Here is a 26,432-nt window from a genome sequence, read left to right on the forward strand (position 1 = left end):
GTGGCGCGCGGAGAGACGCAAAACAGGGAACCGACCATGACGCAGCCAATTCTCAAGTCTTTCCGGCTTGGCCTCACCATGCTGACCGCAACCGCGGCCATTCTGGCAGCCGTGCCGGGCGTGGCGCTGGCGCAGACGCGCGCCGAAGAAGGCAAGATGATCCTCGTTGCCCGCCAGGATCCGGGCACGCTGGACTATACCAAGAGCAATCTGACAGCCTTGCGTCTCTGGATTCCGGCCAATGTCGTCGAGCCGCTGGTTTATTTCAACAAGGACGGCTCCGTCGCACCCGGCGTCGCCGAAGCTTGGAAAATCAGCGACGACAAGCTGACCTATACCTTCACCATCCGCGAGGCCAAGTTCTCCAATGGCGAGCCGCTCACCGTCGAAGACGTGATCTATTCGCTCAACGCAATGAAGGCGAGCCCCGTCTCCCAGAACTCCGCCGCCTATCAGGCCGTCACCGCCATTGAAAAGGTTGATGACCGCACCGTAAAGGTAACGCTCGATCGCCCGAGCCAGAATTTCTGGAAGGGCATGGGCTCCACAGCCGGCCTCATCCAACCCGAAGCCTCGGCCGAGACCATCGCCACCAACCCGATCGGCACCGGCCCCTACAAGCTCGTGAGCTACACGTCCAACTCCAGCTTCGAATTCACCGCCAACGAAAACTATTGGGGCGATGCGCCCGCGATCAAGGACGTCACTGTCCGCATCATCACCGATGGTACCGCCGGCCTCAACGCGCTCGAAGCCGGCGAAGTCGACTCCCTCCCGGTCATCACCATCGACCTCTGGGAACAGTTGATGGCCCGCGGCCTCGACAAGAACTTCTCCATGGTTACCTATCCGCAGATCGGCGAGCCGACCTATGCCGTGATCAACCAGAAGCTCGATCCCGAATTGCGCCAGGCCCTGGCCATGACCATCGACCGCCAGGCCTATAACGACGCCTTCGGCGCCTCCTGGGGCGCGGAAAATACCTGCACCTTCGCCTTGCCCAACCAGGCCTGGTACGCGGCCGAAAGCCCGGAAAGCTGCCCCTATCCCTATGACATCGAGAAGGTCATGGCCCTCGTTGCCGAAAAGGGCTACGCCTCGACCCCGCTCGAATATGCATCGCTGAGCGACGTGCCGGACCTGTCCTTGCCCGCCGATATCATGGTGCCCACCATGCAGGCGGCCGGCTTCAACATGTCCCGCAATGCCATCGATCTGGCGCGCTATTCCCAGTTGATCTTCCAGGGCCGCCCGCCACAGTTCGACGTGACGGTCATGTCCGGCGATGCCGACCCAACCCAATGGGCTTGCGCCGATGAAGCTAGCGCCGGCTGGAGCACCTATTGCTCTGCCGAATATACTCAGGCTCTCGCCGATGCCGACGAGGCGCTCACCGACGAGGACTACCTCGCCCTGATGCAGAAATCAGCCGATATCCTGCGAAAGGATGCTGTGATCGTGCCGATCATCGCCAAGAAGGGCGTCGGCCTCTTCGATCCCGACCTCAAGGGCTTTGTCGAACCGCGCGTCGCCGTGGCGCTCGAATTCGCCCCGCTGCACTGGTAATTTCGCGCCGGGGCCGGCTCTGTCGCCGGTCCCGGTCGCCCTCTGTCAGTTGAGGAGACGTCGCGCCCGATGCCGGTCTATATCGCCCGCAAGCTGGCCTTTTTCCTGTTGGCGGTCCTGGTGGCCTCCATCGCCATTTTCCTGCTCATCCGCGGGGCGGGCGGCAATGTCGCCGCCGTCATTCTCGGCAAGGACGCCACCGCCGAAGCGATCAATGCGCTGGCCCAGCAATATGGGCTCGATCGCCCGCTCTTCGTCCAATATTTCGACTGGATCGGCAATCTGCTCCAGGGCGATCTCGGGCGTTCCTTCCGCACCAATGAGCCCGTCACCGATCTCGTCGTCTCGCGCCTTTCCATCTCCATTCCGCTCTGCGTGTCCGGCCTCATCCTCGGCCTTGTCATCGCCATTCCCGCCGGCACCTATTCAGCTCTCAATTCCGACAAGCCGCTCGGCGCCGTCATCGCGCTCCTGAGCCAGGTCGGCATTGCCGTGCCCGTCTTCTGGGCCGGCATTCTGCTCTCGCTCCTTTTTGGCGTCCGGCTCGGCTGGCTTCCAACCGGCGGCTGGACCAATTGGGACGTCAGCCTCTGGGGCGCCGTGCGCTCGCTCGTCCTGCCCGTCATCTCCCTCGGGCTCATCCTCGGCGCCTCGCTCACCCGCTATGTTCGCTCGGCCGTGCTCGACGTCATGAACCAGGACTATGTCCGCACCGCCCGAGCCACGGGCATGACGCGGATGCAGGCACTGCTGCAGGTCGGCCTCCGCAATGCCGCCCTGCCCATCGCCACCGTCGTCGGCCTGCAGATCGCCGAACTCATCGGCGGCACCGTCATCATCGAGACCGTCTTCTCCCTGCCCGGCCTCAGCCGCATGATCCTCGCCAATGTCGCCGCCCGCGAAGTCATCGTCGTGCAGTCGACCGTCATGCTGATCATCATCTTCGTCATGTTCATCAATCTCATCGTCGACCTGCTCTACGGCGTCCTCGATCCGCGCGTGAGGCTGGCCCGATGACCATCGCCCCAACCGCCACGCCGGCTAAGCCCAGACGCAGGCGTCGCCGCAATCTCACGCTCACCATCGGCATCGTCGTCACGGCGGCCTTCATGGCCATGGCGCTGGCCTCGTTCTTCTACCTGCCGCATAATCCCAATGTGCCGCGCATCCCCGATCGCCTCCTGCCCGCCGGCTCGCCCGGCTATCTCCTCGGCACCGATGCGCTCGGCCGCGATATCTTCTCCCAGCTCATGGTCGGTGCCCGCACTTCGCTCACGGTCGGAGCCGGCGGCGCACTGATCAGCCTCGTCATCGGCACCATTGCCGGCCTCTCGGCCGCCGCCTTTGGGCGCGTGGCCGACGAGACCATCTCGCGCGGCGCCGATATCATGCTCTCCATTCCCGGCATGGTGACCGCGCTTGTCCTCGCCGCCACCATCGGCTCGGGCGCCCTCACCACCATCCTGGCGCTCTCGGCCTTCTTCACCCCCTCCTTCACCCGTGTCATCCGCTCGGCGGCCCTCTCGGTCATGCAGGAAGATTTCATCACCGCGGCGCGCCTCTATGACCGCCCCACCTGGTTCATTCTCCTCCGCCATGTCCTGCCCAATGTCGCCGGCGTCATGATCGTCCAGTTCACGCTCTATTTCGCGGCTGGCATCCTCACCGAGGCGGGCCTTTCCTATCTCGGCGTCGGCGTCACTCGCCCCTCGATCTCCTGGGGCATGATGCTCAACGAAGCCCAGCAGCAGGTCGGCATTTCCTCGCCCCTCGCCATGTGGCCAGGCCTTGCAATCGTCATCGTCGTGCTCGGCCTCAACCTTCTCGGCGATGGGCTGCGCGACGTGCTCGATCCCAAACTGGCGCGGAGGGCATGATGACCACGCCTCCCGCCATCGAGGTAAAAAACCTCACCGTCGGCTACGAAGACCTCAACGCCGTGCGCGGCGTCTCCTTCACCCTGCCAGCCGGTGGCCGCATGGGACTTGTCGGTGAATCGGGCTCGGGCAAGAGCATGACCGCTCTCGCGCTCATGGGCCTGCTCCCAGCCGGTTGGCAGGCCCATGGCGAAGTGCTGCATGACGGCGTCAATCTCGTCAGCCAGTCGGACAGAGTCCTATCCTCCCGCCGCGGCCGCACCATTTCCATGGTGTTCCAAGACCCCATGTCCTCCCTCAATCCGGTGCGCCGCGTCGGCGACCAGATCGCCGATGTCATTCACCGCCACAATGGCGTAGGCCGGCGCGAAGCCATGCGGCAGGCCGTGGACCTCATGGTGCAGATGAACCTGCCCCGCCCCGAGCAGCTCGCGCGCTCCTATCCCCACCAGATTTCCGGCGGCCAGAAGCAGCGCATCATGATCGCCATGGCGCTGGCCTGCTATCCGCAATTGATCATCGCCGACGAGCCCACCACAGCCCTCGACGTCACCGTCCAGAAGCAGGTGCTGCGCCTTCTCAACGCAGCCACGCGCGAGCGCAACAGCGCCCTCCTTATGATCACCCACGACCTCCCCGTCATCGCCGCCATGTGCGACACCGTCGCCGTCATGTATGCCGGCCGCATCGTCGAATATGGCCCGGTGCAGGATGTCTTCCGCAATCCGCGCCACCATTACACGCGCGGCCTTCTCGACTCCCAGCCGACCATGGACAATATCGCCCTCGACGGCTCCTCGCGCCTCGTTTCCATTCCCGGCATGGTTCCGCCGTTGCAACGCCTGCCCTCCGGTTGCGCCTTCAATCCGCGTTGCCCCGCCGCCACCGAAAAGTGCCGCACCGAAATGCCCGAGCTCGCCCCGAATGGCGCTGCCTGCTGGCACCCCGTCGGCGCGGTGCAAGTAGTGGAGGCCTGACCATGTCCGAGCGCCGCCCGCTTCTCGCCATGCAGCAGGTCACCCAGGCCTATAGTCTGCCGCGCACCGCCCTCTTCTCCCCACCCGGCAGCTTCACTGTTCTCGACAGCATCGACTTTGACGTCTGTGCCGGCGAAGCCGTTGGACTTGTCGGCGAAAGCGGCGCCGGCAAAACCACCCTCACCCGCATCCTCACCGGCATGGAGCGCCCGCAATCAGGCCACGTGTTATTCGATGGCACCGATATCTGGTCCGCCGACCAGGCCCAGCGCGCCAGTTTTCGCCGCGCCGTTCAAATGGTGCTGCAAAACCCGCGCAGCTCGCTCGATCCGCGCATGCGCGTCGGCACGGCCCTGCTCGAACCCATGCGCAGCCTGCGCATCGAGGGCGATCACGTCAAACGCCTCCACGAAGTGCTCGACCAGGTCGGCCTCGACCGCTCGGCACTGGAGCGCTTCCCGCATGAATTCTCCGGCGGCCAGTTGCAGCGCATCGCCATCGCCCGCGCCCTCATGCCCAATCCACGCGTGCTGGTCGCCGACGAACCGGTCTCGGCCCTCGACGTCTCCATCCAGGCGCAGGTGCTGAACCTCCTCAAAGACCTCGTCCGCGATCTCAATCTGGGCCTCGTTTTCATCGCCCATGACCTCTCGGTGGTCGCCTACACGACGAGCCGCGTCTCGGTCATCGCGTCCGGTCGCATCGTCGAGGTCGGGCAGCCCGTCGAGCTTTTCACCCGACCCACTGCTCCCCAGACGAAAAACCTCGTCGATGCCGTATTGACGGTTGAATCAGGCCTTTCCGGCACCGCGCTCTAGGAACTTCCGCAAACTATTCCGCACCACGAAATGCGCCGGCGTTTACCTCGGCGACCCCGTGGTGTGTTTTCAGACAAACAATTCGAGGAGCAGCGAATGCTGAAGTTCGACGAGTCCGCGCGCATCATCGCGTCCGAGTCTCGCTATGTGGCCGGCGGCGTAAACAGCAATTTCCGCCTGGGCATGGGCCACGGTCCGCTCGTCTTCACCCACGGCGAAGGCGCCTATTTGCACGATGTCGATGGCAATAAGATCATCGACTATTATTGCGGCATGGGCGCCATGGTCCTCGGCCATAGCCCCAAGGGTGTGCAGGCAGCCGTCAAACAGCAGGTCGAAAAGGGCATCCTTTTCGCCGGCCAGTCGCCCGTCGAATACGAAGCTGCCCGCATCATCTGCGAGCGCATCCCGAGTGCCGAACGCCTGCGCTTCGGCTCCTCCGGCTCCGAAGTCGCCCAGGCCGCCATGCGCCTCACCCGCGCCGCCACCGGCCGACGCACCATCGTGAAATTCGAAGGCCACTATCACGGCTGGTTCGACAACATCCTCTGGTCGACAGCCCCCTCGCTGGCCGACGCCGGCCCCGCCGAAGACCCCAATCTCGTCATCGGCAGCAAGGGTCAGAGCATGGCCGATGCCGAAGGCCTCGACGTGCTGCAGTGGAACGATCTCGCCGCCGTCGAAGCCCGCCTCTCGCGCGGCGACGTTGCCGCCGTCCTCATGGAAGCTGCCATGTGCAACCAGGGCGCTATCTCGCCCATGCCCGGCTATCTCGAAGGCGTCCAGGCCGCCTGCCGCAAATACGGCACCATCCTGATCTTCGACGAAGTCATCACCGGCTTCCGCCTCGGCCAGAAGGGCGCCCAGGGTCGCTTCAACGTCACGCCCGATCTTTCGATCTTCGCCAAGGCCATCGCCAACGGCTTTCCGGTCGCCGCCATCGTCGGCCGCGCCGACCTCATGGACATGTTCGCCACCGGCGGCGTGCTCCATGGCGGCACCTTCAATTCCCAGCCCGTACCCATGGCCGCCATGATCGCCACCCAGCAGGCCCTCACACCCGAGCACTACGAAAAGACCTCGGCCTACGGCACCCGTCTTCGCGAAGGTATCAAGTCGATTTTTGCCGAAACCGGCATCAAGGCCCAGGTCACCGGCTACGAACTGATGTTCCATATCGGTTTCGGCCTCGACGCCCCGGCCCGCAACTATCGCGACCTCGCCCGCGCCGACAAGGCCGGCTATGCCCGCTTCGCCCAGGCGCTCCTTCGCCAGGGCGTACGCGTCCTCGAACGTGGTGCCTGGTTCGTTTCCTCCGAGCACAATGACGAGGTCGTCGACAAGACGCTGGAAGCCGTCCGCACCGCCGCCCGCGAAGTCGCTCCGACCCTGCCAAGCTGATCCGACGGGGAGCCGACGCAATGCACCTGCGCCGGCTCCCGCCGTTGATCCAGCCCACTATCCGCTGTTAGGAGTGCGCCACTTCTTTTGCGGATTGCCCGATGACCTCCACACGCCTCCACGCCGAGATCGAGAGCTTCCCGATCGCCGGCCGTTTCACCATTTCCCGCGGCAGCAAGACCGAAGCCCGCGTCATCCGCGTGGAACTGGAACAGGACGGCGTCATCGGCCAGGGCGAATGCGTCCCCTATGCCCGCTATGGCGAAACGCTCGATGCGACGCTCGAAACCATTTTGAGCCTTGCGCCCCAACTCGCCGCCGGCCTTGACCGGACCGGCCTCCAGACCGTCCTGCCGCCCGGCGCCGCCCGCAACGCGATCGACTGCGCCTTCTGGGATCTCGAAGCGAAACGCGCCTCGACCGACGTCGCCAGGCTCGCCCATATCCAGCCCCCGGCCCGCATCGAAACCGCCTACACCATCAGCCTCGACACCGCCGAAGCCATGGCCGAAGCCGCCGCGCGCCACGGCCACATGCCGCTCCTCAAACTCAAACTCGGCGCCCCCGGCGACGCCGAGCGCATCGCCGCCATCCGTGTCGCTGTGCCCAACACCCGCCTCGTCGTCGACGCCAACGAAGGCTGGCAGCCGAGCGAGCTGCAAACCCTCCTCCGCGCCGCCCGTGACGCCGGCATCGAGCTCGTCGAACAGCCCCTGCCCGCCGGCAATGATGCCCTTCTCGCCGAAATCGAACACACCGTTCCCATCTGCGCCGACGAAAGCGCCCACGCCCTCGCCGGCCTCGAAAAGCTCGTCGGCCGCTACGACGCCATCAACGTAAAACTCGACAAAACCGGCGGCGTCACCGAAGCCCTCGCCGTGGCCCAGCGCGCCAAAGAGCTGAACCTCTCCATCATGGTCGGCTGCATGGTCAGCACTTCGCTCTCCATGGCCCCAGCCTCCCTGCTCGCGCCCTTCGCCCGCTGGGTCGACCTCGATGGCCCCCTCCTCCTCGCCGCCGACCGCCCCAACGGCCTCGCCTATACCGACGGCATCATAGACGCGTCAGTCAGCACTCTTTGGGGCCGCTGATCCTAGGACCGGTCGAAATTCGGCTCAGGCTGAGGCGAAAATGGCGGTTTTCGAGAACCGGAGCGGAGCGTACATCGGTACGTGAGCACCGGAAGCGCAGAAAACTGTCATTTGCAGCCCAGCATCAGCCGAATAGCGATTGGTCCTAACGCGGGTGCGTCACATCCCGCGTCCGCTGCAGCGCATCCACGGTCTGCTCGTAGCGCTGGTTCGCCACGCCCAAAAACAAACAATCGACAATGGCTAACTGCGCAATCCTGCTGACCATGGCGCCCGCGCGCAACCGGCTCTCCCGCGCCCGACTGACAAGACATTCCTCCGCAGCCTTCGCCAGCGGTGATTCCGGCGACCCCGTCAGCGCAATCGTCAGCGCCCCCGCCTGCCGCGCAATCTCGATATAGCGCACCGTATCCGCCGTTTCCCCCGAATGCGAAAACCCGAACGCCACCGTCCCCGGCGGCGACAGCAGCGCCGCCGTCCAGGCCTCATGCGGATCGGCCAGCAAAAACGCATTGCGCCCGATGCGGAACAGCTTGTGATGCAGGTCCTGCGCCACGAACTGGCTGGCCCCAATCCCGAACAGCAAAATCCGCTGTGCCTTATCGAGCGCCGCCACGACCCGCTCGAGCGCCTCATAATCAAGCCCCGAAACCGTCTCGTCGATCGCCAGCATTTCGAGCGACGCAACCTTCGACGCCATCTCCCGCAGCGTGTCCGACTTGGCGATCTCCGCCCCAAGGATCAGGTTGCCGCCATATTGCGCCGTCTCCTTGCCCAGTTCCGTCGCCAGCGACATGCGCAATTGCGCATAGCCCGAGAGCCCCAGCGCCTGGCAAAACCGCACCACTGAAGCGACCGACGTCTGGCAGGTTTCGGCTAGTTCATAGATCGTCTTGTTGAGTACGAGGCTCGGCGTGTCACGAATGGCCGTCGCCACCCGCTGCATGGCCGGCGTGAACTTTGCCGACGACGCCTCGATGCTCGACTGAATGCCCAATTCCACCCTCCCGGCCGATCGCAGCTCAACCAGCCTACTTCAGATCGCACCCTCTCTGAAACAATATTTCACAAAATAGCACTTAAGTGAAACTCGTTGACACAGACTGTTGCGAATTCATAGGCTTGTCATGAACCACTGCCGCCGACAGGGCGATCCCAAGGGATCGGAGCGGCAATGCACTTCACGGGATTTGGGCCCTTTCCGCACGGGCCGTCAGCAAGGAGGGAATAAGATGAACTGGATCAACCACCGCAAGCTCATGACCGGGCTCGCCATCGCCACGGCGCTTACGACGGCCGCCGCGGCCCTGCCTGTTCAGGCAGCGACGCTCCGCATGGCCTGGAGCCAGGACGCGACGGGCCTCGACCCGCACAAGCAGACCGCCTTCCCGTCCATTCGCCTGCTCGAACTGGTCTATGAGCCGCTGGTCCGCCTCGATGCCGATCTCAACGTCATCCCCGCCATCGCCACGAGCTGGGAATTCGCCCCCGACGCCAAGACGCTGACCTTCAAGCTCGATCCCAACGCCAAGTTCACCAATGGCGCCCAGGTCACCCCGGCCGACGTAAAAGCTTCGTTCGAACGCATCCTCAACGAGGAAACCGCTGCCGCCGCGCGCTCGAATTTCCTCTCGATCGACACCATCGATACGCCCGATGCGGAAACCGTCGTCTTCAACCTCAAGACCGCCGACGTGCCGATCCTCGTCGCCATGGCGACCATCAATGCCGCCATCGTCCCCGCCAGCGAAATCGAGGCCGGCAATGTCGGCACCGAAGCCGTGGGCTCCGGCCCGTTCAAGCTCGATAGCTGGGAACCCAATTCCCGCGAAGTTCTGAGCGCCAATGCCGATTGGGCCGGCGGCGACGTCAAGGTTGATGGCATCACCATCTCGGTCCTGCCCGACGAAACCGCGATCCTCGCCTCGCTCCGCGCCGGCCAGACCGATTTCGCCCTGCTCAACGACCCGCTGGTCGCCACCATGGTGCCCAACGAAGCCAATCTCCAGCTCAACCGCGCACCCGTGCTGGCCTATAACGTTCTGCAGCTCAATCCGTCGCGCCCGCCCATGGACAACCTGAAGGTTCGCCAGGCCATGTCCTGTGCCATCAACCGCCAGGAAATCGTCGACGCAGCCCTCGCCGGCGAAGGCAAGGTGACCGGTCCCCTGACCATGCCCGCCTTCGCTCAGGACCCGAGCACCCTCTTCTGCTACGAGCAGGACCTCGAAAAGGCGAAGGCGCTCATGGCTGAATCGGGCGTTTCCGGCTTCACCGCCAAGGTCATCGGCGCCACCGGCGAACCCCCGGTTGCTGCGTCCGAAGCCCAGGTGCTGCAGGCCCAGCTCGCCGAAATCGGCATCAATCTCGAAATCGAGATGATGGAACTCAACGTCTATGTCGACACCTGGCTCGCCGGCAATTTCGACATGGCCGTCGCCCAGAATGGCGGCCGTCCCGACCCGTTCCCGATGTACAATCGCTACTTCACCAAGGACGGCAATCTCCTCAAGGTGTCCAACTTCGTGGACGACACGCTCGACACCCTGATGCGCGAAGGCCAGGCAGAAACCGATCCGGCCAAGCGCGTCGAAATCTTCCACAAGTTCGAAAACCACCTCGTCGAACAGGCCCCGTGGCTGTGGCTGTCCACGGGCTATGGCTATACCGCCCAGCTCAAGACGGTTTCGGGCTTCGTCCCCTCGCCGACCGGCACGCTGTTCGGCCTGACCGAAGTTTCAGTCCAGTAATTTGTATTAAGTTCGGGACTGGCCCGAGGGCCGGTCCCTTTTATCCAGGAGACGGCGTTCGATGAATTATGTGGTGCAACGCCTCCTGACGTTCCCACTGATCCTGCTCGGGGTTTCGGTTCTCGTCTTCGTCTCGATCCGCATGGTTCCCGGCGATGCCATTACCGCCATGCTCGGTACCGAAGCGGGCCTCCTCACCCCCGCGCAACGCTCTGCCCTCGCCGCCTATTTCGGCATCGACCAGCCCGTCTGGTCGCAATATCTGCGCTGGCTCTCCGGCCTCTTCCAGGGCGATCTCGGCATTTCATCCATCTACGGCAAGCCGGTCCTCGCGATCATTATCGAGCGCTTCCCGCTGACCCTGCAATTGGCCCTCATGTCCATGGTCATCGCGCTCAGCGTCGGCGTCCCCCTCGGTGTCTTCGCCGCCACGCGCAATGAAAAGCCCAGCGACCTGATCGTCCGCATGCTTGCCATGCTCGGTCAGTCGACGCCCAGCTTCGTCATCGGCGTCCTCATCATCTATGTCCTGTCGGTCTTCTTCGGCTTCGTCCCCGCCATGGGCACCTTCACGCCGCTCTTCGTCGATCCCCTCGCCAGCATCGGCCAGTTGATCTTCCCGGCTATCACCCTCGGCTTCGCCTTCGCCGCCTCCGTCACCCGCATTTCCCGCTCGGCCATGCTCGACGTCTTGAGCGACGACTATATCCGCACCGCCCGCTCCAAAGGCGCCTCGCAGCGCAGCGTCGTCTGGCGCCACGCCCTCCCCAATGCGCTGATCCCCGTCGTCACCCTTTCGGGCGTCGAATTCGGCTATCTCCTTGGCGGCGCCGTCATCGTCGAACAAATCTTCGCCCTACCCGGCCTCGGCCGCCTCGTCCTCGATGCCATCACCCAGCGCGATTACGCGCTGGTGCAGGGCACCGTCCTCTTCATCGCCTTCAACTTCCTCTTGGTGAACTTGCTCGTCGACCTCGCTTATGTCGCGCTCGATCCGCGCATCCGGATCGGGGGCCGCTGATGCAAAAGCTCCTCCGCGCCTTCCTGCGCCACCCCTCCGGCCGCATCGGCCTCACCATCATCGCGCTATACCTGCTCGCCGCCGTTCTCGGCACGCTGGGCCTCACCCCGCGCGACCCGCTGAAGCTTTTCGCCATTGATCGCCTGAAGCCGCCCAGCGCCAATTACTGGTTCGGCACCGACCTCCTCGGCCGCGATACCTTCAGCCGCCTCATGGTCGGCATCAAGCAGTCGATGATCATCGCCTTTTCCTCGGTCGCCCTCGCCACCCTCTTCGGCACCATCATCGGCCTCCTCGCCGCATGGTGGGGCACGCTTTGGGATGGCATCCTGATGCGCATCATGGACGTGCTGCTGGCCTTCCCTGCCATCCTCCTCGCCCTCCTCATTATCGCCATTGTCGGCCCGGGCACCGGCACCAGCGTTGCCGCCATCGCCATCGTCTATACGCCCATCTTCGCCCGCGTCGTCCGCGGCCCGGCTTTGTCGCTGAAACAACGCGATTTCGTCGACGCCGCCCGCACCTTCGGCAGCTCACAGCCCTATATCCTCAGCCGCCACCTGCTGCTCAATCTCGTCGCCCCGCTCGCTGTGCAGGTCACCCTCGCTCTCGCCTGGGCCCTCCTCACCGAAGCCGGCCTGTCCTTCCTCGGCCTCGGCACCCAGCCGCCGACCCCGTCGCTCGGCTTGATGCTGGCCGAAAGCAAGAACCTGATGACGCAAGCCCCTTGGCTGATGATCTTCCCGGCCCTGACCATCATGCTCGGCATTTTAGGCTTCAATCTCACCGGCGACGCCCTCCGCGACATTCTCGATCCCCGCACCCAGAGGAGAGAAGCATGACCCCTCTCCTTTCCGTCCGCGATCTGCGCGTCGGCTTCGGCCAGAACCCGGCCGCCAATGAAGTGGTGAAGGGCGTCAGCTTCGACCTTGCCGCCGGCGAGACCCTCGCCATTGTCGGCGAAAGCGGCTCCGGCAAATCCGTCACCGCCCTCTCGGTCAATCGCCTCGTAGATTTCGGCGGCGGCCGCATCACCAATGGCTCCATCATCCTGCAACGCAGCGACGGTTCTACCCTCGATGTCGCCAAGGCAGAGGAAAAGGTCCTCCGCACCATCCGCGGCCGCGATGTCGGGATGATCTTTCAGGAGCCGATGACCTCGCTCAATCCGGTACACACCGTCGGCGCCCAGATCGAGGAAGCTTTCAAGCTAAACCGCGGCCTCCACGGCGCCGAAGCCGAGCGCGCCGCCTTGGACGTACTCGACCGCGTCCGCATCCCCGACGCTAAGTCGCGCCTCGCCTATTACCCGCACCAGCTCTCGGGCGGCATGCGCCAGCGCGTCATGATCGCCATGGCCCTCGCCAGCAGCCCGCGCCTCCTCATCGCCGACGAACCGACCACCGCTCTCGACGTTACCGTGCAGGCCCAGATCATGGCGCTCCTCGCCGAACTGCGCGCCGAAACCGGCATGTCGATGATCTTCATCACCCACGACATCGGCCTCGTCGCCGGCATTGCCGACCGCATCATGGTCATGCAGCACGGCCTCGCCGTCGAGCAGAACACGACCGACGCCGTTCTCGACAATCCGCAGCACGACTACACCAAACACCTGCTCAACGCCGTCCCCCACTTCACCTCCGGCAAGGCCGTCCGTGCCGACGGCGAGCGGGCCGCGACGAGCGAACCCATCATCAAGGTAGATGACCTCGTCGTCCGCTTCCCGGTGAAAAAGGGCCTCTTCCAGCCCAAGGGCGCCATCCACGCCGTAGACGGCGTCAGCTTCGATCTCATGCCCGGCGAAACCCTCGCCATCGTCGGCGAAAGCGGCTCCGGCAAATCCACCACCGCCCGCGCCATTCTCGGCCTCGTCGAAAAGCATCGCGGCGCCATCGCCGCCAAACCCGGCCGCTCGCGCCGCCCCATTCAGATGGTGTTCCAGGACCCCTTCGCCTCGCTCAATCCGCGCCTCAATGTGGAAGCCCTGATGGCCGAGCCCGCCATCGCCAACGGCCAGAAGCTCGACGACGCCCTGCGCGACCGCATGCGTTTCCTGCTCGATCGCGTCGGCCTCCCCGCCGATGTGCTCAACCGCTATCCCCACCAGTTCTCCGGCGGCCAGCGCCAGCGCCTCTGCATCGCACGCGTGCTGATGCTCAATCCCGATGTCGTCGTGCTCGACGAAGCCGTCTCCGCCCTCGACGTTTCGGTGCAGGCTCGCGTCCTCGATCTCCTCGTCGATCTCCAGCGCGAATTCAGCCTCGCATACCTCTTCATCTCCCACGATATGGCCGTGGTCGAGCGCATCGCCCATCGCATCGCCGTCATGTATGCCGGCCAGATCGTCGAGATCGGCGAAGCCCGCTCCGTGCTCTCCGATCCGCAGCACAGCTACACCAAGCGCCTGATCTCCGCCGTTCCCGCCATCGAGCGTCGCCGCCAGCATTTCGCCATCGACGCCACCCAGGTTCCATCCCTCGTCCGCCCCGCCGGCTACGAGCCGCCCCCGGCCAACTGGCGCGAGGCCGGCCAAGACCACCGCGTTCGCATCGAAGAAGCCAAATGAGCAAGCCGCAAGACATGCTGGAGCGGGCCTTCCCCGCCCTCGAACAAGCCATCGCATCCGGCCGCATCCCCGGGGGCGTCCTCGGCGTCATCGACCGCGACGGCAACCGCGCCACCCGCGCCATTGGCTCCGCCCAAACCGTGCCCACCAGCCGCCCGATGACCGAGGACACCTGGTTCGACCTCGCTTCGATCAGCAAAGTCGCCTTCACCACCGAGCGTATTCTTGCCCTTGCCGAAGCCGGCACCATCGACCTAGATGCGCCTCTGACGACAATCCTGCCCGACTATCGCCACTACAATCTCGACAACTGGGAGCGGAAGATCACCTTCCGCCAGTGCCTCGGCCACCAGACACCCTTCCCGGCCGTCTTCCCGCTCTATACCTATGGCCGCGACCCGGACCTCCTGCGCACTTTCCTGCTGCAACACGAATTCCCCGCCGGCCCCGCCGTCTATTCCGACATCAATTTCATCCTTCTCGGCTTCGCCCTCGAACGCATCCACGGCAAATGGCTGCGCGAACAGGACCCTGGTCCCGGTTTCGCCTGGTCCGCCGATCCGCAAAACGCCGCCGCCACAGAACTCTGCTACTGGCGCCACCGCGTCCTCGTCGGCGAAGTCCACGACGACAATTGCTCGGCCCTCGAAGGCGCCGGCAATGCCGGCCTTTTCGGCACCGTCCATTCCATGCTCGACTTCGCTGGCGAAAAGCTCATCAAGGCCGGTCCCGACGCCCTGATCCGCACGCCCCTAAGCGCCCGCCGCACCCATGGCTGGGAACGCCCTTATGATGGCTGGTCCGGCGGCGACAATTGCACCGCCGAAACCATCGGCCACACCGGCTTCACCGGCACCGGCATCTGGATCGATTTCGCCCGCGGCCACGCCTGGACCCTCCTTACCAATCGCGTCCACCCCACCCGCCATTTCGACAGCGGCATTTTTGCGCTGCGCCGCGCGGTCGGTGACCGCATCAACGCCGAGTAAATCAGATGACCTTTGAACCAATCTGGGCCGTGGGCCTCATGACCGGCACGGTGCTCGACGGCAATATCGACGTCGCCCTCCTCCGCACCGATGGCGAAACCGTCGAAAGCTTCGGCGCCTATACCCTCGCGCCCTATCCCCAATCCATCCGCGACCAGCTCGAAGAAACCCTCTCGCAAGCCCGCACCTGGGCTTTTAACGGCCCCGAGCCCGCCATTTTCGCCAAGGCCGAAGACGCCCTCACCCGCGCCCAGTCCGCCGCCGTCGCCGCCCTCGTCAAACACGCCGGCCTCAAGAATGAAGACATCGGCGTCGTCGGCTTCCACGGCCAGTCCGTCCTCCACCGTGCGCCCCAACCTGGCCGCATCGGCGCCACCCGCCAGCTCGGCAATGGCAAGCTGATGCACAACCTCCTCGGAATCCCCGTCGCCTATGATTTCCGCTCCGCCGACGTCCGCGCCGGCGGCCAGGGCGCGCCCCTCGCCGCTCTCTACCATCAGGCCCTTCTGAAAAAGATCGGCGCGACGGATGGCAAGACCGCCGTGCTCAATCTCGGCGGCGTCGCCAATATCACCTTCTGGGATGGCAAGGACCAGCTCATCGCCTTCGACACCGGCCCCGCCAACGCCCCGATCAATGATTTTGTAAGAAGCCTCGGCCTCGGCGACATGGACCACAACGGCGAAATGGCCCTCCGCGGCACAGTCGACGAAGAACGCCTCGCCAAACTCCTGACCCACCGCTACCTCAGCGCCGCCTATCCAAAGTCCCTCGACCGCTTCGATTTCCTCTCCACCATGGCCGATGGCCTCGGTGCCGAAAACGGCGCGGCGACCCTCACCGCCTTCACCTGCGGCGCCGCCGGCAAGGCGCTCGACCTCCTGCCCCAGCGTCCCGAAAAGCTCGTCGTCTGCGGCGGCGGCCGTCACAACCCCGCCATCATGGCTATGCTGAAAACCCGCGCCGGCGTCGAAGCCGTCCCGGCCGAAACCGTCGGCTGGCGCGGCGACGCCATCGAGGCCGAATGCTTCGCCTTCCTCGCCGTCCGCGTCCTCCGCGGCCTGCCCATCAGCTTCCCGACAACCACCGGCGCACCCCATCCGCTGACCGGCGGCGAACTGGCGGCCTGATCATGTCCATCCTCTCCATGGAGGTCACGGAAACCCCTGCCGCCAGTGATCTCGACAGGATCGGCAAGGGCCTGACGAGTTTCAACGAGGCCGATGTCGGCCCCGCCGAGCGCCGCCCGCTGGCGGTCCTCGTGCATGATAGCGACGGCGAACTCGTGGCCGGCATTTCCGGCTACACCGCCTGGGGTTGGCTTTATGTGCAATGGCTCTGGGTCGAAGAAGACCAGCGCGGCCAAAGTCTCGCTGGGCAAATGCTGGAAAACGCCGAACAGGAGGCCCGCCAACGCGGCTGCCACGGCGCCTATATCGACACCTTCAACCCCCATGCTCTGCACGTTTACCAAAAGGCCGGCTACACGGTCTTCGGCACGCTCCCGAATTTCCCCCAGGGCCGTACCCGCAGCTTCCTCTGCAAGGATCTCTAGGTGAAATCCCTCAGCGGCATGCTTTTCTGCGCCTCCGGCATCGTCCTGATGTGCTGCATGGATGCCGTCGCCAAGGCACTCGGCGCCGACCTGACCACCTTCCAGGTCGTCTTCCTCCGCTATCTCGGCTCCGCCATCTGGCTGATCCTCTGGATCGCCCTCACCGGAGCTTCCTGGCCCAAGAAAGAAGATCTCGGCCGCCAAGCCCAGCGCGCCGCGCTCCTCGTCGTCACGGCATCTCTTTTCTTTTACGCCGTCACCCACCTGCCCCTCGCCGTCGTCGCGGCGCTGGGCATGACTGCTCCGGTCTATGTGACCCTGCTTGGCGCGTTTCTCTTTCACGAAAAGATCGGCCCCACTGCCTGGTTTGCCCTCGCCCTTGGCGCCGCCGGTTCCGCCACCATCATCTTCGCCGGCCAGACCGCGGGTTTCGGGACCATCGAAGGCGACCCGCTCGCCTGGGCGGCCGCCCTCCTCGCCCCCCTCACCTATGCGATCGTCGTCGCGCTCCTAAAGCACCATTCGAGCCGCGAAGACCCCGCCGCCATGACCATGGGCCAATCCCTTCTTGCCGCGATCTTCGTGTTGCCCCTCGCCCTCGGCGCCTGGCCCGCCATCACCCCGCACATTGCCGGCCTCGGCACCCTGATCGGCCTTTTGGGCGCTGTCGGTTTCCTGCTGCTGATCCACGGCCTCCGCCGTCTCCCGGTCAGCGTCTTCGCCGTCCTCGACTACACTGCCCTCATCTGGGCCGGTCTTCTGGGCTTTTTCTTCTTTGCCGAAATCCCCGGCCCCCAGCTCTGGATCGGCGGCAGCCTCATCATCGCCGCCTGCGTCCTCAATTCCCGCCGTGCGGTCGAAGCGCAAACGGCAAGCTGAAACAATTCGGGCGCCGGCTTGGCCGACGCCCGTTTCATGTCGTCAAGAACTGACGCTTACTGCGCTGCTTCCTGCGCCTGACCTTCAAGACCAGCCAGCGCACGCGCCAGACGCAGGCTTTCCGGCTGCTCGGCGCGATAGCGACGGCCGATTTCCATCATCAGCACGGTATCAGGCAGGAAGGTGAGTTCGGAGAAAATCCGATCCCAGTCGATGTCGCCCCAGCCGAGCGGCATGTGCAGGTCGCCGATACCCATGGCGGTGTTTTCCTGCGGATGGAACGGCTTGTAAAAGCCTTGCGGACGGCCAAAATTATCGTGGACGTGCAGGTGGCCGGTGACCGGCGCCATCGCGGCGATCTCGGCGTAGAAGTCGAGGCCGCGATAGGTGGATTCGATATAGGCATGGCCAAAATCGATCAGCGCCACGACCTGCGAGTGATTGACCGCCTTGACGGTCTCGGCCACCTCTTTCGGCGTCTGGCGATACTGGCCGAGCTCAGTTGTAAAGATGTTTTCGAGCGCAATGCGCACGCCATAGGGGCGAGCGAAATCACCGAGTTCAACCAGCGCTTCGCGCTCACGCATATCGGCATCGGCGCGCTCGGCAATCTGGTCGGCACGCAGGCACCCGCCATGCTGCACCAGCACGCGCGCATTGACGCGATCACACACTTCCACCAGCGCCTTGGCGGCATCCATCTGGTAGCGCTGGGTCACCGGATCCATGAAGTTGGACGAAACCAGGCCATGCGCCGTGTAGCGGAAGTCGAACTGGCTGGTGATGGCAACCAGGCGCTCGGCGCGCTCGGGAATGATGCGGCCGCCCGAGATCAGATCGAGGCTGGTCAGCCCCAGCTCGACCGTATCAACGCCCATTTCGGCGAGGGCGCGCAGATCGTCGTGAAAGCTCTGGAATTCGCCGTCGGTAGAGCCGACATTGAAGCCGGTGCCGATGATATTGCCCATTGGGGCCTCCTCAAAAAGGGTCAGGCAGAAACGCTGTCGGTGGCGCGAACCGGACGACCTGCATGGTCGACGCGGCGGCCCGTCGTGTGATCGAAGACGTGGATATCGCTCTCGCTCATGGCGAAGTGCACCGGCATGCCGGTCGCCAGCGCGTCATTGCCGTCGTCGACGGCGATGATCGGGCTACCATCGGCGCGGGCATAGACGAGACGCGAGGCGCCGAGCTCTTCGGTATAATCGACCACGGCCGCAATCGCGTCCTTGTGGCCGGCATCGACGCGACGGACCAGTTCGGGACGAATGCCGATGGATACTTCCCGGCTGAGATGCGCCTTGGCGAGACCAGGCAGGTTGAGCATGCCGCCCTTGCCGTGGCGGAAATAGCCGTCTTCGCCGAAGAAGCCGCGCACCAGGTTCATCGACGGAGAGCCGATGAAGTCAGCGACAAACAGGCTCGCCGGATGATGATAGACCTCTGAAGGCCTGCCCACCTGTTCGACATAGCCCGAATTCATCACGATCAGCCGGTCGGCCAGGGTCATGGCTTCGGTCTGGTCGTGCGTCACGAAAACCGATGTCACTCCAAGGCTGCGATGGAGGTTACGAACCTCGGCGCGCATGGCCACGCGCAGCTTCGCATCGAGATTGGAAAAGGGCTCGTCGAACAAAAACACCTTCGGCTCACGCACCATGGCGCGGGCCATGGCAACGCGCTGGCGCTGGCCGCCCGAGAGCTCGCCCGGCTTGCGGTCGAGATAGGGTTCGAGGCTGACGGATTTGGCCACCTTCAGCACCTTGGCCTCGCGCTCCGCCTTGGGCATGCCCGCGACTTTGAGCGCATAGCCGATATTCTGGCGCACGCTCATATGCGGATAGAGCGCATAGTTCTGGAACACCATGGCGCAGCCGCGTTCGCGCGGCTCGAGCTGGTTGACGACCTTGCCATCGATGGCAATCTTGCCCTCGGAAATCTCCTCGAGCCCGGCAATCATGCGCAGCAGGGTCGACTTGCCGCAGCCCGATGGCCCGAGAATGACGACGAATTCGCCCGCTTCGATTTCCACATCGACGCCATGGATGACGTCATTCTTCTGGTAGCGCTTCTTGACGCCGGAAAAGCTGATCGCAGCCATGAAAGTCTCACTTGTCTCGGGTGATGAGGCCGCGCACGAACCAGCGCTGCATGAGCGCAACGACGAGCAGTGGCGGAAGCATGATGATGAGGGCGCCGGCCATGGTGACGTTCCAGTCCGGCGTGCCGTTCTGCGTCGGGATCAGCGCCTTGAGCTGCATCACCACGGTGCCGTAATGGGTGCGGTCCGTCGTGATCAGCAGTGGCCAGAGATACTGGTTCCAGCTCGACACGAACATGATAGTGGCAAGCGCCAGCATATTGGTGCGCGAGAGCGGCAGCAGCACGTCAAAGAAGAAACGGACCGGGCCGGCACCATCCATCTTCGAGGCTTCGATCAGTTCATCGGGAATGGTCATGAAGAACTGACGATAGAGGAAGGTGCCCGTCGCCGTGGCGACCAGGGGCAGGATCAGGCCCGTATAGGAATTGAGCAGGTTCCATTCGAGCCCGATGCGGACACTCGAAACGGCCTGCACGAGACCGGTAATCCCCAGCGTGTCGAGCACCACCTGGAAGGGCAGCAGCGCATTGGCGGCAATCGCATAGGTCGGCACGATGCGCACTTCGAGCGGCAGCATCAGGGTGATGAAGATCAGCCAGAAGCAGACCATGCGCGCCTTGAAGTCAAAGAACACGATGGCAAAGGCCGAGATCGAGGCCAGGAGGATTTTGCCCGCCGTCACGCCGATGGCGACGATGAAGCTGTTGATCAGTTTCGGTCCCAGGTCTGCACGCAGCCAAGCCGACTGGATGTTTTCCCAGAGATGGGAAGAGGGCCAGAGCACGATGGGCACCCGGCTGACTTCCTGCAGCGACTGGCTGCCCGCCACGATGACGATCCAGAAGGGTACCAACACCACCAGTAGCCCCAGTATCATGGCGGCATAGGTGACGAAATTGAAGAGAGGCGAACGTTCGATCATTTGAGCGTCCTCAATTGTAGTGAACGCGCTTTTCGACCCATTTGAACTGGACGAAAGTGAGCGCGATAACGAGGAACATCAGGACGATCGACTGAGCGGCAGCGCCCGAATAGTCGAGGCCTTTGAACCCGTCGAAATAGATCTTGTAGACCATCACTTCGGTCGAGCCGACCGGACCGCCTTCGGTCATCGTGTCGATGAGGCCAAAGCTGTCGGTAAAACTCGAGATCAGGTTCATGATCAGGAGGAAGAAGACGGTCGGCGTGATCAGCGGAAGCTGCAGGTCGAACATGCGCCGCAGCGGGCGCGCGCCGTCCATGGCCCCGGCCTCGGTGATCGAGCGCGGGATCATCTGCAGGGCAGCGAGGAAGAAAATGAAATTATAGCCGATGCCGAGCCAGGCATGGCAGATGATGACCATTGCAAGGGCATGGATGCCATTGGTGGACGGGTCCCAGATGCCCGGCCAGAGCGTGTTGATCGAGCCGATCAGGCCCGATTGCGGGGCAAAGATGAAGCGGAACGCCACCCCGGCCGCCGGCGCGGCAATGGCATAGGGCCAGACATAGACCGACTGGAAAAGCTTGGTGCCTTTGAGCGAGCGGTCGACGAAACAGGCCAGGAATAGTGCCACGGCCATGGAAAGGCCGGTCGTGCAGATCGCATAAAACGCACTGCGGGCAACGGTCGCCCAATATTCGCGATCCCGGAAGATGGCGATGAAATTGTCGAGCCAGACCCAGGTATTGCCGCCGCCCCAGGGTTGTTCGAGCGTGAACGCCCAATAGAGCGCCTGCGAAGTGGGCCAGTAGAAAAATACCAGGACCAGGATGAGCTGCGGGCCAATGAGAAGCCAGGGCAGCACCGGGTTGCGGTAAAAGGCGCGTCGTTCCATCGCCGTCTCCAGTCAGAACAAAAAAGCACGGGCGGCGCTATGGCCGTCCGTGCGATCAGATCAGGCGATCAGGGGAGCTGGGCGCCCTTGTAGGTCTGTTCGAAGCGACGCAGGATTTCGTTGCCCTTGGCGTCGAACGCCTGGAGGCTCTCGAGCACCGGAGCGTTGTTGAACAGCACGTCCTGGATGGTCTTGACCATTTCGGCGCGGATCGAAGCATAGTTGCCGAGACGGATGCCACGGCTGTTTTCGGTCGGCGGAGTGAAGGTCAGGCTTTCAACGGCCAGTTCGCGGCCCTTATTGGGGGCTTCGTTGTAGAAGCCGTTAGCCTTCATGGCTTCAAAGCCGGCCATGGTCACCGGGACGTAGCCGGTGATGGTCGACCAGGTCTGGGCCTGTTCGGGCTGGGCGAGGTAGTTGAAGAACGCGGCAGCGCCCTTGTATTCTTCTTCCGACTTGCCCTTGAGGGTCCAGAGCGAAGCGCCGCCAACCAGCGAGTTGGTGCGTTCGGTATCCGACCACATCGGCAGCATGGCATTGGTCCAGTGCACGCCTTCGGCGGCCTGCTTGCCAAAGGTGCCGTGGTCGGCAATCGAGGACGAGGTGATCTGGCACTTGCCGTTGACGAAGGCGTCGTTGGCGGTTTCGCCGGCGTCCTTGGACTTATGGACGATGATGCCTTCATCGTACATCTTCTTGATCCAGGTGAGCTGGTCAACGAACTTGCCCTGGCTCACGACCATTTCGGCGTCGAGACCGCCAAAACCGTTGCCCTTGGTGGCGATCGGCTGGTTGTGGATGGCTTCGAACTGTTCGAACCACTGCCAGGCACCGGCCGGATCAAAGGCGATCGGGCATTCATAGCCGGCGTCCTTCATGGCGCGGGCGACGGTTTCGACTTCTTCCCAGGTCGAAGGCGTGCCTTCAAAGCCAACCTTGGCCAGCGCGTCGGTGTTGTAATAGATGACGGCGGTCGAGTTGTTGAACGGCAGCGACAGCATTTCGCCGGTCGAGGTCGAGAAGTAGGACGCGATACCGGAGAGGTAGTTGTCCCAGTCGATTTCGTAGCCGTTGGACGACATCAGTTCGCGGATCGGCATATAGGCGCCCGAGAGCATCAGATCGAGCGTACCGGCGTCAAAAATCTGGGTGACGGTCGGCTGCTTGTTGGCGCGATAGGCCGCGATCGTGTTCTGCAGGGTATTGTCGTAGTTTTCCTGGCTGACGCAGACGATCTCATAATCGGTCTGGGATTCGTTGAAGCCGCGGCACATGTCCTGCACGCGCTCGGAAAGGTCGCCGGAAAGGCCATACCAGAATTCGAACTTGGTCTGGGCCATGGCAGGTGCAGCAGTTGCGATGGAAAGCACTGCGATCGTGGACGCTGCGCTGAGCAGCCGGATGCTAGTCATTTTAGCCTGTCTCCGAATTTGAGGCCGTTGGGCGGGCGGACTCCTAGGCGCCCCGCATGACAGGTCATTCTCAAAGCCATGGCGCTTTGACTAAGACTGTGTGACGGAACGACGAAGGATCGGAGAAGGGTTGATGACAGGGCCCGTCGCACACGGTGTCACAGGCCCAAAGCCATCGCCGGAAGCTCTCCGGCAAGCAACGGAAATTACGAAGATTTCGGCTTTCTACCGCGTCAGACGGAGAGGAAACCACCATCGATCGGCAGCACCGCACCGGAGATCATAGCGCCATCATCCGAGAGCAACATTGCAACGCTGTGCGCCACTTCTTCGGCCAGCGCAAACCGCTTGAGCGGGTGGCGAACCATCATCGGCTCGCTCTTCTTGGGGTCGCTCCAGGCCACCGCCGCAAGCTCGGTCAGCGTGATCGTCGGGGCGACGCAATTGACCCGAATGCCATGCGGCCCGAGCTCCTTCGCAAGCACCCGGCTCGCCCCTTCGAGCCCCGCCTTCGACGCCGCATAGGCGAGGTGATCCTGGAAGCCGCGATGCCCGGCAATGGAGGTGATGTTGACGATGGCGCCACCCCCACCCGCCTCGACGCGCCGCCGCGCAAATTCCTGGCAGGTGATCAACGCACCCCGAAGATTGATCCCCAGCACTGCCTCATAGCCCGCCTCGGTCATGTCCAAGACGCTTTCGAGCACATTGATCCCGGCGCTGTTGACGAGGAAATCGCAGGTCCCCGCCTCCGCCATCGCCGCCCGCGCCGCCTTGGGATCGATGAGATCGACAAGCACCGTCCGGCACCCGATCTCAGCATGCAGGCTTTCAAGATCAGCCGCCGTCCGGCTCAGCGCCACGACCTCCGCTCCGCGCTCTGCCAATACCTGAGCACAGGCACGGCCAATCCCCTTGCCCGCCCCGGTCACGATGACCGTCTTGCCCGAAAACGACATCTTGCCCCTCTCAGACACGATCGAAATTGCTCGGCAACACGATCATATCGCGGATCGTCACACCGCGTTTGCGCGTCAGCATAAAGACGATCGCATCGGCCACTTCCTCGGGGTCCATCAGGCTCCCGCTTTCCTTGGCCTTGCGCAGGTTTTCCTCCGGCCAGTCGGCCAGCAGCGCCGAAACCACCGGCCCCGGCGACACCTGCGACACGCGCACCCCATGCGGGATCATCTGCCGGCGCATGCCCTGGACGAAGCTGGTGATCGCCCATTTCGAGCCCGAATAAACCGGCTCCCAATAGGTCGGAAAATGCCCGGCAATCGAGCAGGTCACAACAATATCGCCCGTCTTCCGCGCGATCATGTGCGGCACCACCGCATGCACATTCTTCATCACCGCATTGACGTTGAGATTAAGCATCCGGTCGATCGCTTCCGGCGTCGTCTCCGTCAGGTCGCCGCCGATATAAGTCCCGGCATTGCAGTACAAAATGTCGATATGCGGCACCTTCCGAAGGACTTCCGGCACCATCGCATTGCAGCTCTCGGCATCGAGCAGGTTCGTCACCTGCACAATGGCCCGCTCCCCAAGGTTTTTGGCAAGCGGCTCCAGCCCCTCTCGGTTCCAGTCCACCATCACCACCGTCGCGCCCTCTGCAAGCAGCGCCTTGGTGCTCGCGAGCCCAATGCCCGATGCAGCGCCGGTAATGACGGCAATCTTGCCTTCAAGAGATTCAGCCATAAGTTCCTCCAGGCGATACGGCCCCCTCAGCGAGACGTCACCGCTAGATCGCCCGCAGCTTCTCGCGAATGATCGCACTGGCAACGACCGGGTCCGGCGGCAGCACCGCGCTTCTCAAGGCACGGGAATATTCGTGGGTCGGATTGCCGAGCACCTCCTCGGCACGCCCCGCCTCCACAACATCTCCCTTGTGCATGATTATGACGCGGTCCGAAATATAGTAGGCCGTCGACAGATCGTGCGTGATGTAGATGATCGACACGCCAAGCGTATCGCGCAGCTCGCGGAACAGGTTGACGATCGACATGCGCAGCGACGCATCGACCATGGACACCGGCTCATCCGCCACGATCAGTTTCGGCCCCGGAATGAGCGCCCGCGCCACCGCAATACGCTGCAACTGCCCACCAGAAAGCTCGTGCGAATAGCGCCCGCGCACTTCCGCGAGAGACAGCCCCACATGCTGCAGCGCCTTGTCGGTCGCCGCATCCACCGCCGCCTTGTCCTTGAGCCCCAGGAACCGCCGCGCCGTCGAGAACAGATAATAGTCGAGCGTCGTCAGCGGATTGAACGCCTCGAACGGGTTCTGAAAAATCGGCTGAACGCGCGACATGAAATCGAGCCGTTCCTTGCGCGTGCGCACCTGGGCAATACCCTTGCCCATGAAGCGCAGCGTGCCGCTGGTCGGCGTTTCATTGCCGAGGATCATGCGCGCCGTCGTCGTCTTGCCGCTGCCTGACTCCCCCACCACGGTGAAGATTTCGGGCTTCTCCGCATCGAGCGTAAAACTCACATGCTTGACCGCATGCAGCGTCGAGCGATCGAGAAAACCGCCGACGCGATAGTCCTTGTTGACGTCCTCTAGTTCAAGCAGAGCGCTCATGCGGCCTCCACCTCCCCGGCGCGCCAACAGGCGACCCGGCCGGTATTGCGCGCCAGCAGTGGCGGGTTCTCGCTCTTGCACTTGTCCACGGCGAGCGGACAGCGCGGATGGAAACGACACCCGCTCGGCGGGTCGGCCAGGTTCGGCGGCTTGCCGCCCAACGCCACGCGCTTCCGCGTATCGCCAATGCGCGGCAGGCTGGCGATCAGATGCGCCGTATAGGGATGCTGCGGCCGCTGGAACACATCCAGCGTTGGCCCCTCCTCCACCAGACGCCCCGCATAGACGATCCCGATCCGGTCAGCGATCGCCGCATGCACCGTCATGTCATGGGTAACAAAGATGATCGACGAGCCCATGCGCTGCTGCACGCCCTTGATCAGCGCCAGCACATCCTGCTGCACCAAGACGTCGAGCGCCGTCGTCGGCTCGTCGGCAATGATGAATTCCGGCTCGCACACCGTCGCCAAGCCAATGGTCAACCGCTGCCGCATGCCGCCCGAAAGCTGGTGCGGATAGGATTCGAGCACCCGCGGATCAAGCCCGATCCGCTGCAGATGGCTCTCCACCCGCGCCCGAAACTCACCCTCTGAAAGCCCCATATGCTTGAAGGCAAAGTCATGAAAAGCATGCTTCACCTTGCGCACCGGGTTCAGCACATTCATCGAACCCTGCATCACATAGGAAAGATGTTTCCACCGCGCCGCCTTCATCGCCGGGCGCTGGGCATAGACATCCAGCTCCTTGCCCCCGAAATCGAACTTCACTGACCCTTCCACCACCCGCAGCGGCGGCGTGATCGCCCCGGCAATGGTCTTGATCAGCGAGGATTTGCCCGAGGATGACTCCCCGGCAATCCCATAGATTTCATTGCGCTTGATGGTCAGGGAAACATCGTCGACGGCCCGCACTTCGCGGCGCACGCCAAAATAGTTCATCTGATAATAGGCCTTGAGGCCTTCCACGCGCAGCACCGGTTTCGCTTCGACGCTGGCAGGTTTGTTTTCGACTGCGGCAAGCAT

General features: G+C 63.5%; 25 protein-coding genes. 15 read left to right on the forward strand and 10 right to left on the reverse strand.

The window, feature by feature from the left end:
• Nucleotides 1-36 precede the first annotated feature (36 nt).
• From JP75_RS00835 to dgcA, 7 genes are all read left to right on the forward strand, one after another.
• Nucleotides 37-1,566 (forward strand): ABC transporter substrate-binding protein, encoded by a 1,530-nt coding sequence (locus JP75_RS00835; protein ID WP_035077800.1) that lies wholly within the window; start codon nt 37-39, stop codon nt 1,564-1,566.
• Nucleotides 1,567-1,635: 69 nt separating this feature from the next.
• Nucleotides 1,636-2,583: an ABC transporter permease gene (locus JP75_RS00840; protein ID WP_035077803.1), complete on the forward strand. Its 948-nt coding sequence runs from the start codon at nt 1,636-1,638 to the stop codon at nt 2,581-2,583.
• On the forward strand, nt 2,580-3,443 hold the full coding sequence (locus tag JP75_RS00845; RefSeq protein ID WP_051960073.1) for an ABC transporter permease: 864 nt from the start codon (nt 2,580-2,582) through the stop codon (nt 3,441-3,443). The genes JP75_RS00840 and JP75_RS00845 overlap by 4 nt, the downstream gene beginning before the upstream one ends.
• Nucleotides 3,443-4,420 (forward strand): ABC transporter ATP-binding protein, encoded by a 978-nt coding sequence (locus tag JP75_RS00850; RefSeq protein ID WP_035077806.1) that lies wholly within the window; start codon nt 3,443-3,445, stop codon nt 4,418-4,420. The genes JP75_RS00845 and JP75_RS00850 overlap by 1 nt, the downstream gene beginning before the upstream one ends.
• A gap of 2 nt (nt 4,421-4,422) precedes the next feature.
• Nucleotides 4,423-5,238, forward strand: coding sequence for an ATP-binding cassette domain-containing protein (locus JP75_RS00855; protein WP_035077808.1), 816 nt, complete (start codon nt 4,423-4,425; stop codon nt 5,236-5,238).
• 96 nt (nt 5,239-5,334) lie between these two features.
• The gene (locus tag JP75_RS00860; RefSeq protein WP_035077810.1) at nt 5,335-6,639 is read left to right on the forward strand and encodes an aspartate aminotransferase family protein; all 1,305 of its coding nucleotides are present in this window, start codon (nt 5,335-5,337) and stop codon (nt 6,637-6,639) included.
• 101 nt (nt 6,640-6,740) lie between these two features.
• Entirely contained in the window at nt 6,741-7,730 is a 990-nt protein-coding gene (dgcA, locus tag JP75_RS00865) for an N-acetyl-D-Glu racemase DgcA (protein WP_035077812.1), read from the forward strand.
• Between the two features lie 145 nt (nt 7,731-7,875).
• Here dgcA and JP75_RS00870 read toward each other — a convergent pair whose 3' ends face one another.
• Nucleotides 7,876-8,727 carry a MurR/RpiR family transcriptional regulator gene (locus JP75_RS00870; protein WP_035077814.1) on the reverse strand — a complete coding sequence of 284 codons (852 nt, stop codon included), beginning with the start codon at nt 8,725-8,727 and terminating at the stop codon, nt 7,876-7,878.
• Nucleotides 8,728-8,989: 262 nt separating this feature from the next.
• Here JP75_RS00870 and JP75_RS00875 point away from each other — a divergent pair, with 262 nt between their 5' ends.
• The 8 genes from JP75_RS00875 to JP75_RS00910 all read left to right on the forward strand — a co-directional run bounded on the left by JP75_RS00875 (nt 8,990) and on the right by JP75_RS00910 (nt 17,493).
• Entirely contained in the window at nt 8,990-10,480 is a 1,491-nt protein-coding gene (locus JP75_RS00875; protein ID WP_425277251.1) for an ABC transporter substrate-binding protein, read from the forward strand.
• 61 nt (nt 10,481-10,541) lie between these two features.
• Nucleotides 10,542-11,501, forward strand: a complete 960-nt coding sequence (locus tag JP75_RS00880; RefSeq protein WP_035077818.1) for an ABC transporter permease — start codon at nt 10,542-10,544, stop codon at nt 11,499-11,501.
• Nucleotides 11,501-12,343 carry an ABC transporter permease gene (locus tag JP75_RS00885; RefSeq protein ID WP_035077821.1) on the forward strand — a complete coding sequence of 281 codons (843 nt, stop codon included), beginning with the start codon at nt 11,501-11,503 and terminating at the stop codon, nt 12,341-12,343. The genes JP75_RS00880 and JP75_RS00885 overlap by 1 nt, the downstream gene beginning before the upstream one ends.
• Nucleotides 12,340-14,070 (forward strand): ABC transporter ATP-binding protein, encoded by a 1,731-nt coding sequence (locus JP75_RS00890; protein WP_035077825.1) that lies wholly within the window; start codon nt 12,340-12,342, stop codon nt 14,068-14,070. The genes JP75_RS00885 and JP75_RS00890 overlap by 4 nt, the downstream gene beginning before the upstream one ends.
• Entirely contained in the window at nt 14,067-15,059 is a 993-nt protein-coding gene (locus tag JP75_RS00895) for a serine hydrolase domain-containing protein (protein WP_035077827.1), read from the forward strand. The genes JP75_RS00890 and JP75_RS00895 overlap by 4 nt, the downstream gene beginning before the upstream one ends.
• Before the next feature lie 5 nt (nt 15,060-15,064).
• Nucleotides 15,065-16,189, forward strand: coding sequence for an anhydro-N-acetylmuramic acid kinase (locus tag JP75_RS00900; protein WP_035077829.1), 1,125 nt, complete (start codon nt 15,065-15,067; stop codon nt 16,187-16,189).
• A gap of 2 nt (nt 16,190-16,191) precedes the next feature.
• On the forward strand, nt 16,192-16,614 hold the full coding sequence (locus JP75_RS00905; RefSeq protein ID WP_035077831.1) for a GNAT family N-acetyltransferase: 423 nt from the start codon (nt 16,192-16,194) through the stop codon (nt 16,612-16,614).
• The gene (locus JP75_RS00910) at nt 16,615-17,493 is read left to right on the forward strand and encodes a DMT family transporter (RefSeq protein ID WP_152565691.1); all 879 of its coding nucleotides are present in this window, start codon (nt 16,615-16,617) and stop codon (nt 17,491-17,493) included.
• A gap of 56 nt (nt 17,494-17,549) precedes the next feature.
• On the opposite strand, the gene JP75_RS00915 is transcribed toward JP75_RS00910, so the two are convergent.
• From JP75_RS00915 to JP75_RS00955, 9 genes are all read right to left on the reverse strand, one after another.
• On the reverse strand, nt 17,550-18,461 hold the full coding sequence (locus JP75_RS00915; RefSeq protein WP_035077835.1) for a TIM barrel protein: 912 nt from the start codon (nt 18,459-18,461) through the stop codon (nt 17,550-17,552).
• A 20-nt stretch (nt 18,462-18,481) separates the two neighbouring features.
• Nucleotides 18,482-19,594 carry an ABC transporter ATP-binding protein gene (locus tag JP75_RS00920; RefSeq protein ID WP_035077837.1) on the reverse strand — a complete coding sequence of 371 codons (1,113 nt, stop codon included), beginning with the start codon at nt 19,592-19,594 and terminating at the stop codon, nt 18,482-18,484.
• 7 nt (nt 19,595-19,601) lie between these two features.
• On the reverse strand, nt 19,602-20,519 hold the full coding sequence (locus JP75_RS00925) for an ABC transporter permease subunit (RefSeq protein WP_035077839.1): 918 nt from the start codon (nt 20,517-20,519) through the stop codon (nt 19,602-19,604).
• A gap of 10 nt (nt 20,520-20,529) precedes the next feature.
• A complete protein-coding gene (locus JP75_RS00930) occupies nt 20,530-21,414 on the reverse strand; it encodes an ABC transporter permease subunit (RefSeq protein ID WP_035077841.1) in 885 nt (294 codons plus the stop codon).
• A 68-nt stretch (nt 21,415-21,482) separates the two neighbouring features.
• Complete coding sequence (locus JP75_RS00935; RefSeq protein ID WP_035077843.1) at nt 21,483-22,826, reverse strand: extracellular solute-binding protein; 1,344 nt, start codon at nt 22,824-22,826, stop codon at nt 21,483-21,485.
• Nucleotides 22,827-23,059: 233 nt separating this feature from the next.
• Nucleotides 23,060-23,785: an SDR family oxidoreductase gene (locus JP75_RS00940; RefSeq protein ID WP_035077845.1), complete on the reverse strand. Its 726-nt coding sequence runs from the start codon at nt 23,783-23,785 to the stop codon at nt 23,060-23,062.
• Nucleotides 23,786-23,795: 10 nt separating this feature from the next.
• Entirely contained in the window at nt 23,796-24,527 is a 732-nt protein-coding gene (locus JP75_RS00945; protein ID WP_035077846.1) for an SDR family oxidoreductase, read from the reverse strand.
• A gap of 43 nt (nt 24,528-24,570) precedes the next feature.
• Nucleotides 24,571-25,410, reverse strand: coding sequence for an ABC transporter ATP-binding protein (locus tag JP75_RS00950; RefSeq protein WP_035077848.1), 840 nt, complete (start codon nt 25,408-25,410; stop codon nt 24,571-24,573).
• Nucleotides 25,407-26,432: an ABC transporter ATP-binding protein gene (locus JP75_RS00955; RefSeq protein ID WP_051960075.1), complete on the reverse strand. Its 1,026-nt coding sequence runs from the start codon at nt 26,430-26,432 to the stop codon at nt 25,407-25,409. The genes JP75_RS00950 and JP75_RS00955 overlap by 4 nt, the downstream gene beginning before the upstream one ends.

This window comes from Devosia riboflavina (genome assembly GCF_000743575.1).
Lineage (GTDB): Bacteria > Pseudomonadota > Alphaproteobacteria > Rhizobiales > Devosiaceae > Devosia > Devosia riboflavina.

Excerpts from the sequence above, each read along its gene's own strand:
- JP75_RS00850 (WP_035077806.1), top strand. The coding sequence starts at position 3,443 with ATGACCACGCCTCCCGCCATCGAGGTAAAAAACCTCACCGTCGGCTAC.
- JP75_RS00920 (WP_035077837.1), bottom strand. The coding sequence starts at position 19,594 with ATGGCTGCGATCAGCTTTTCCGGCGTCAAGAAGCGCTACCAGAAGAAT.
- JP75_RS00900 (WP_035077829.1), top strand. The coding sequence starts at position 15,065 with ATGACCTTTGAACCAATCTGGGCCGTGGGCCTCATGACCGGCACGGTG.
- JP75_RS00950 (WP_035077848.1), bottom strand. The coding sequence starts at position 25,410 with ATGAGCGCTCTGCTTGAACTAGAGGACGTCAACAAGGACTATCGCGTC.
- JP75_RS00930 (WP_035077841.1), bottom strand. The coding sequence starts at position 21,414 with ATGGAACGACGCGCCTTTTACCGCAACCCGGTGCTGCCCTGGCTTCTC.
- JP75_RS00935 (WP_035077843.1), bottom strand. The coding sequence starts at position 22,826 with ATGACTAGCATCCGGCTGCTCAGCGCAGCGTCCACGATCGCAGTGCTT.
- JP75_RS00945 (WP_035077846.1), bottom strand. The coding sequence starts at position 24,527 with ATGGCTGAATCTCTTGAAGGCAAGATTGCCGTCATTACCGGCGCTGCA.
- JP75_RS00915 (WP_035077835.1), bottom strand. The coding sequence starts at position 18,461 with ATGGGCAATATCATCGGCACCGGCTTCAATGTCGGCTCTACCGACGGC.
- JP75_RS00895 (WP_035077827.1), top strand. The coding sequence starts at position 14,067 with ATGAGCAAGCCGCAAGACATGCTGGAGCGGGCCTTCCCCGCCCTCGAA.
- JP75_RS00925 (WP_035077839.1), bottom strand. The coding sequence starts at position 20,519 with ATGATCGAACGTTCGCCTCTCTTCAATTTCGTCACCTATGCCGCCATG.
- JP75_RS00940 (WP_035077845.1), bottom strand. The coding sequence starts at position 23,785 with ATGTCGTTTTCGGGCAAGACGGTCATCGTGACCGGGGCGGGCAAGGGG.
- JP75_RS00855 (WP_035077808.1), top strand. The coding sequence starts at position 4,423 with ATGTCCGAGCGCCGCCCGCTTCTCGCCATGCAGCAGGTCACCCAGGCC.
- JP75_RS00845 (WP_051960073.1), top strand. The coding sequence starts at position 2,580 with ATGACCATCGCCCCAACCGCCACGCCGGCTAAGCCCAGACGCAGGCGT.
- JP75_RS00860 (WP_035077810.1), top strand. The coding sequence starts at position 5,335 with ATGCTGAAGTTCGACGAGTCCGCGCGCATCATCGCGTCCGAGTCTCGC.
- dgcA (WP_035077812.1), top strand. The coding sequence starts at position 6,741 with ATGACCTCCACACGCCTCCACGCCGAGATCGAGAGCTTCCCGATCGCC.
- JP75_RS00835 (WP_035077800.1), top strand. The coding sequence starts at position 37 with ATGACGCAGCCAATTCTCAAGTCTTTCCGGCTTGGCCTCACCATGCTG.
- JP75_RS00955 (WP_051960075.1), bottom strand. The coding sequence starts at position 26,432 with ATGCTTGCCGCAGTCGAAAACAAACCTGCCAGCGTCGAAGCGAAACCG.
- JP75_RS00905 (WP_035077831.1), top strand. The coding sequence starts at position 16,192 with ATGTCCATCCTCTCCATGGAGGTCACGGAAACCCCTGCCGCCAGTGAT.
- JP75_RS00840 (WP_035077803.1), top strand. The coding sequence starts at position 1,636 with ATGCCGGTCTATATCGCCCGCAAGCTGGCCTTTTTCCTGTTGGCGGTC.
- JP75_RS00885 (WP_035077821.1), top strand. The coding sequence starts at position 11,501 with ATGCAAAAGCTCCTCCGCGCCTTCCTGCGCCACCCCTCCGGCCGCATC.
- JP75_RS00875 (WP_425277251.1), top strand. The coding sequence starts at position 8,990 with ATGACCGGGCTCGCCATCGCCACGGCGCTTACGACGGCCGCCGCGGCC.
- JP75_RS00880 (WP_035077818.1), top strand. The coding sequence starts at position 10,542 with ATGAATTATGTGGTGCAACGCCTCCTGACGTTCCCACTGATCCTGCTC.
- JP75_RS00890 (WP_035077825.1), top strand. The coding sequence starts at position 12,340 with ATGACCCCTCTCCTTTCCGTCCGCGATCTGCGCGTCGGCTTCGGCCAG.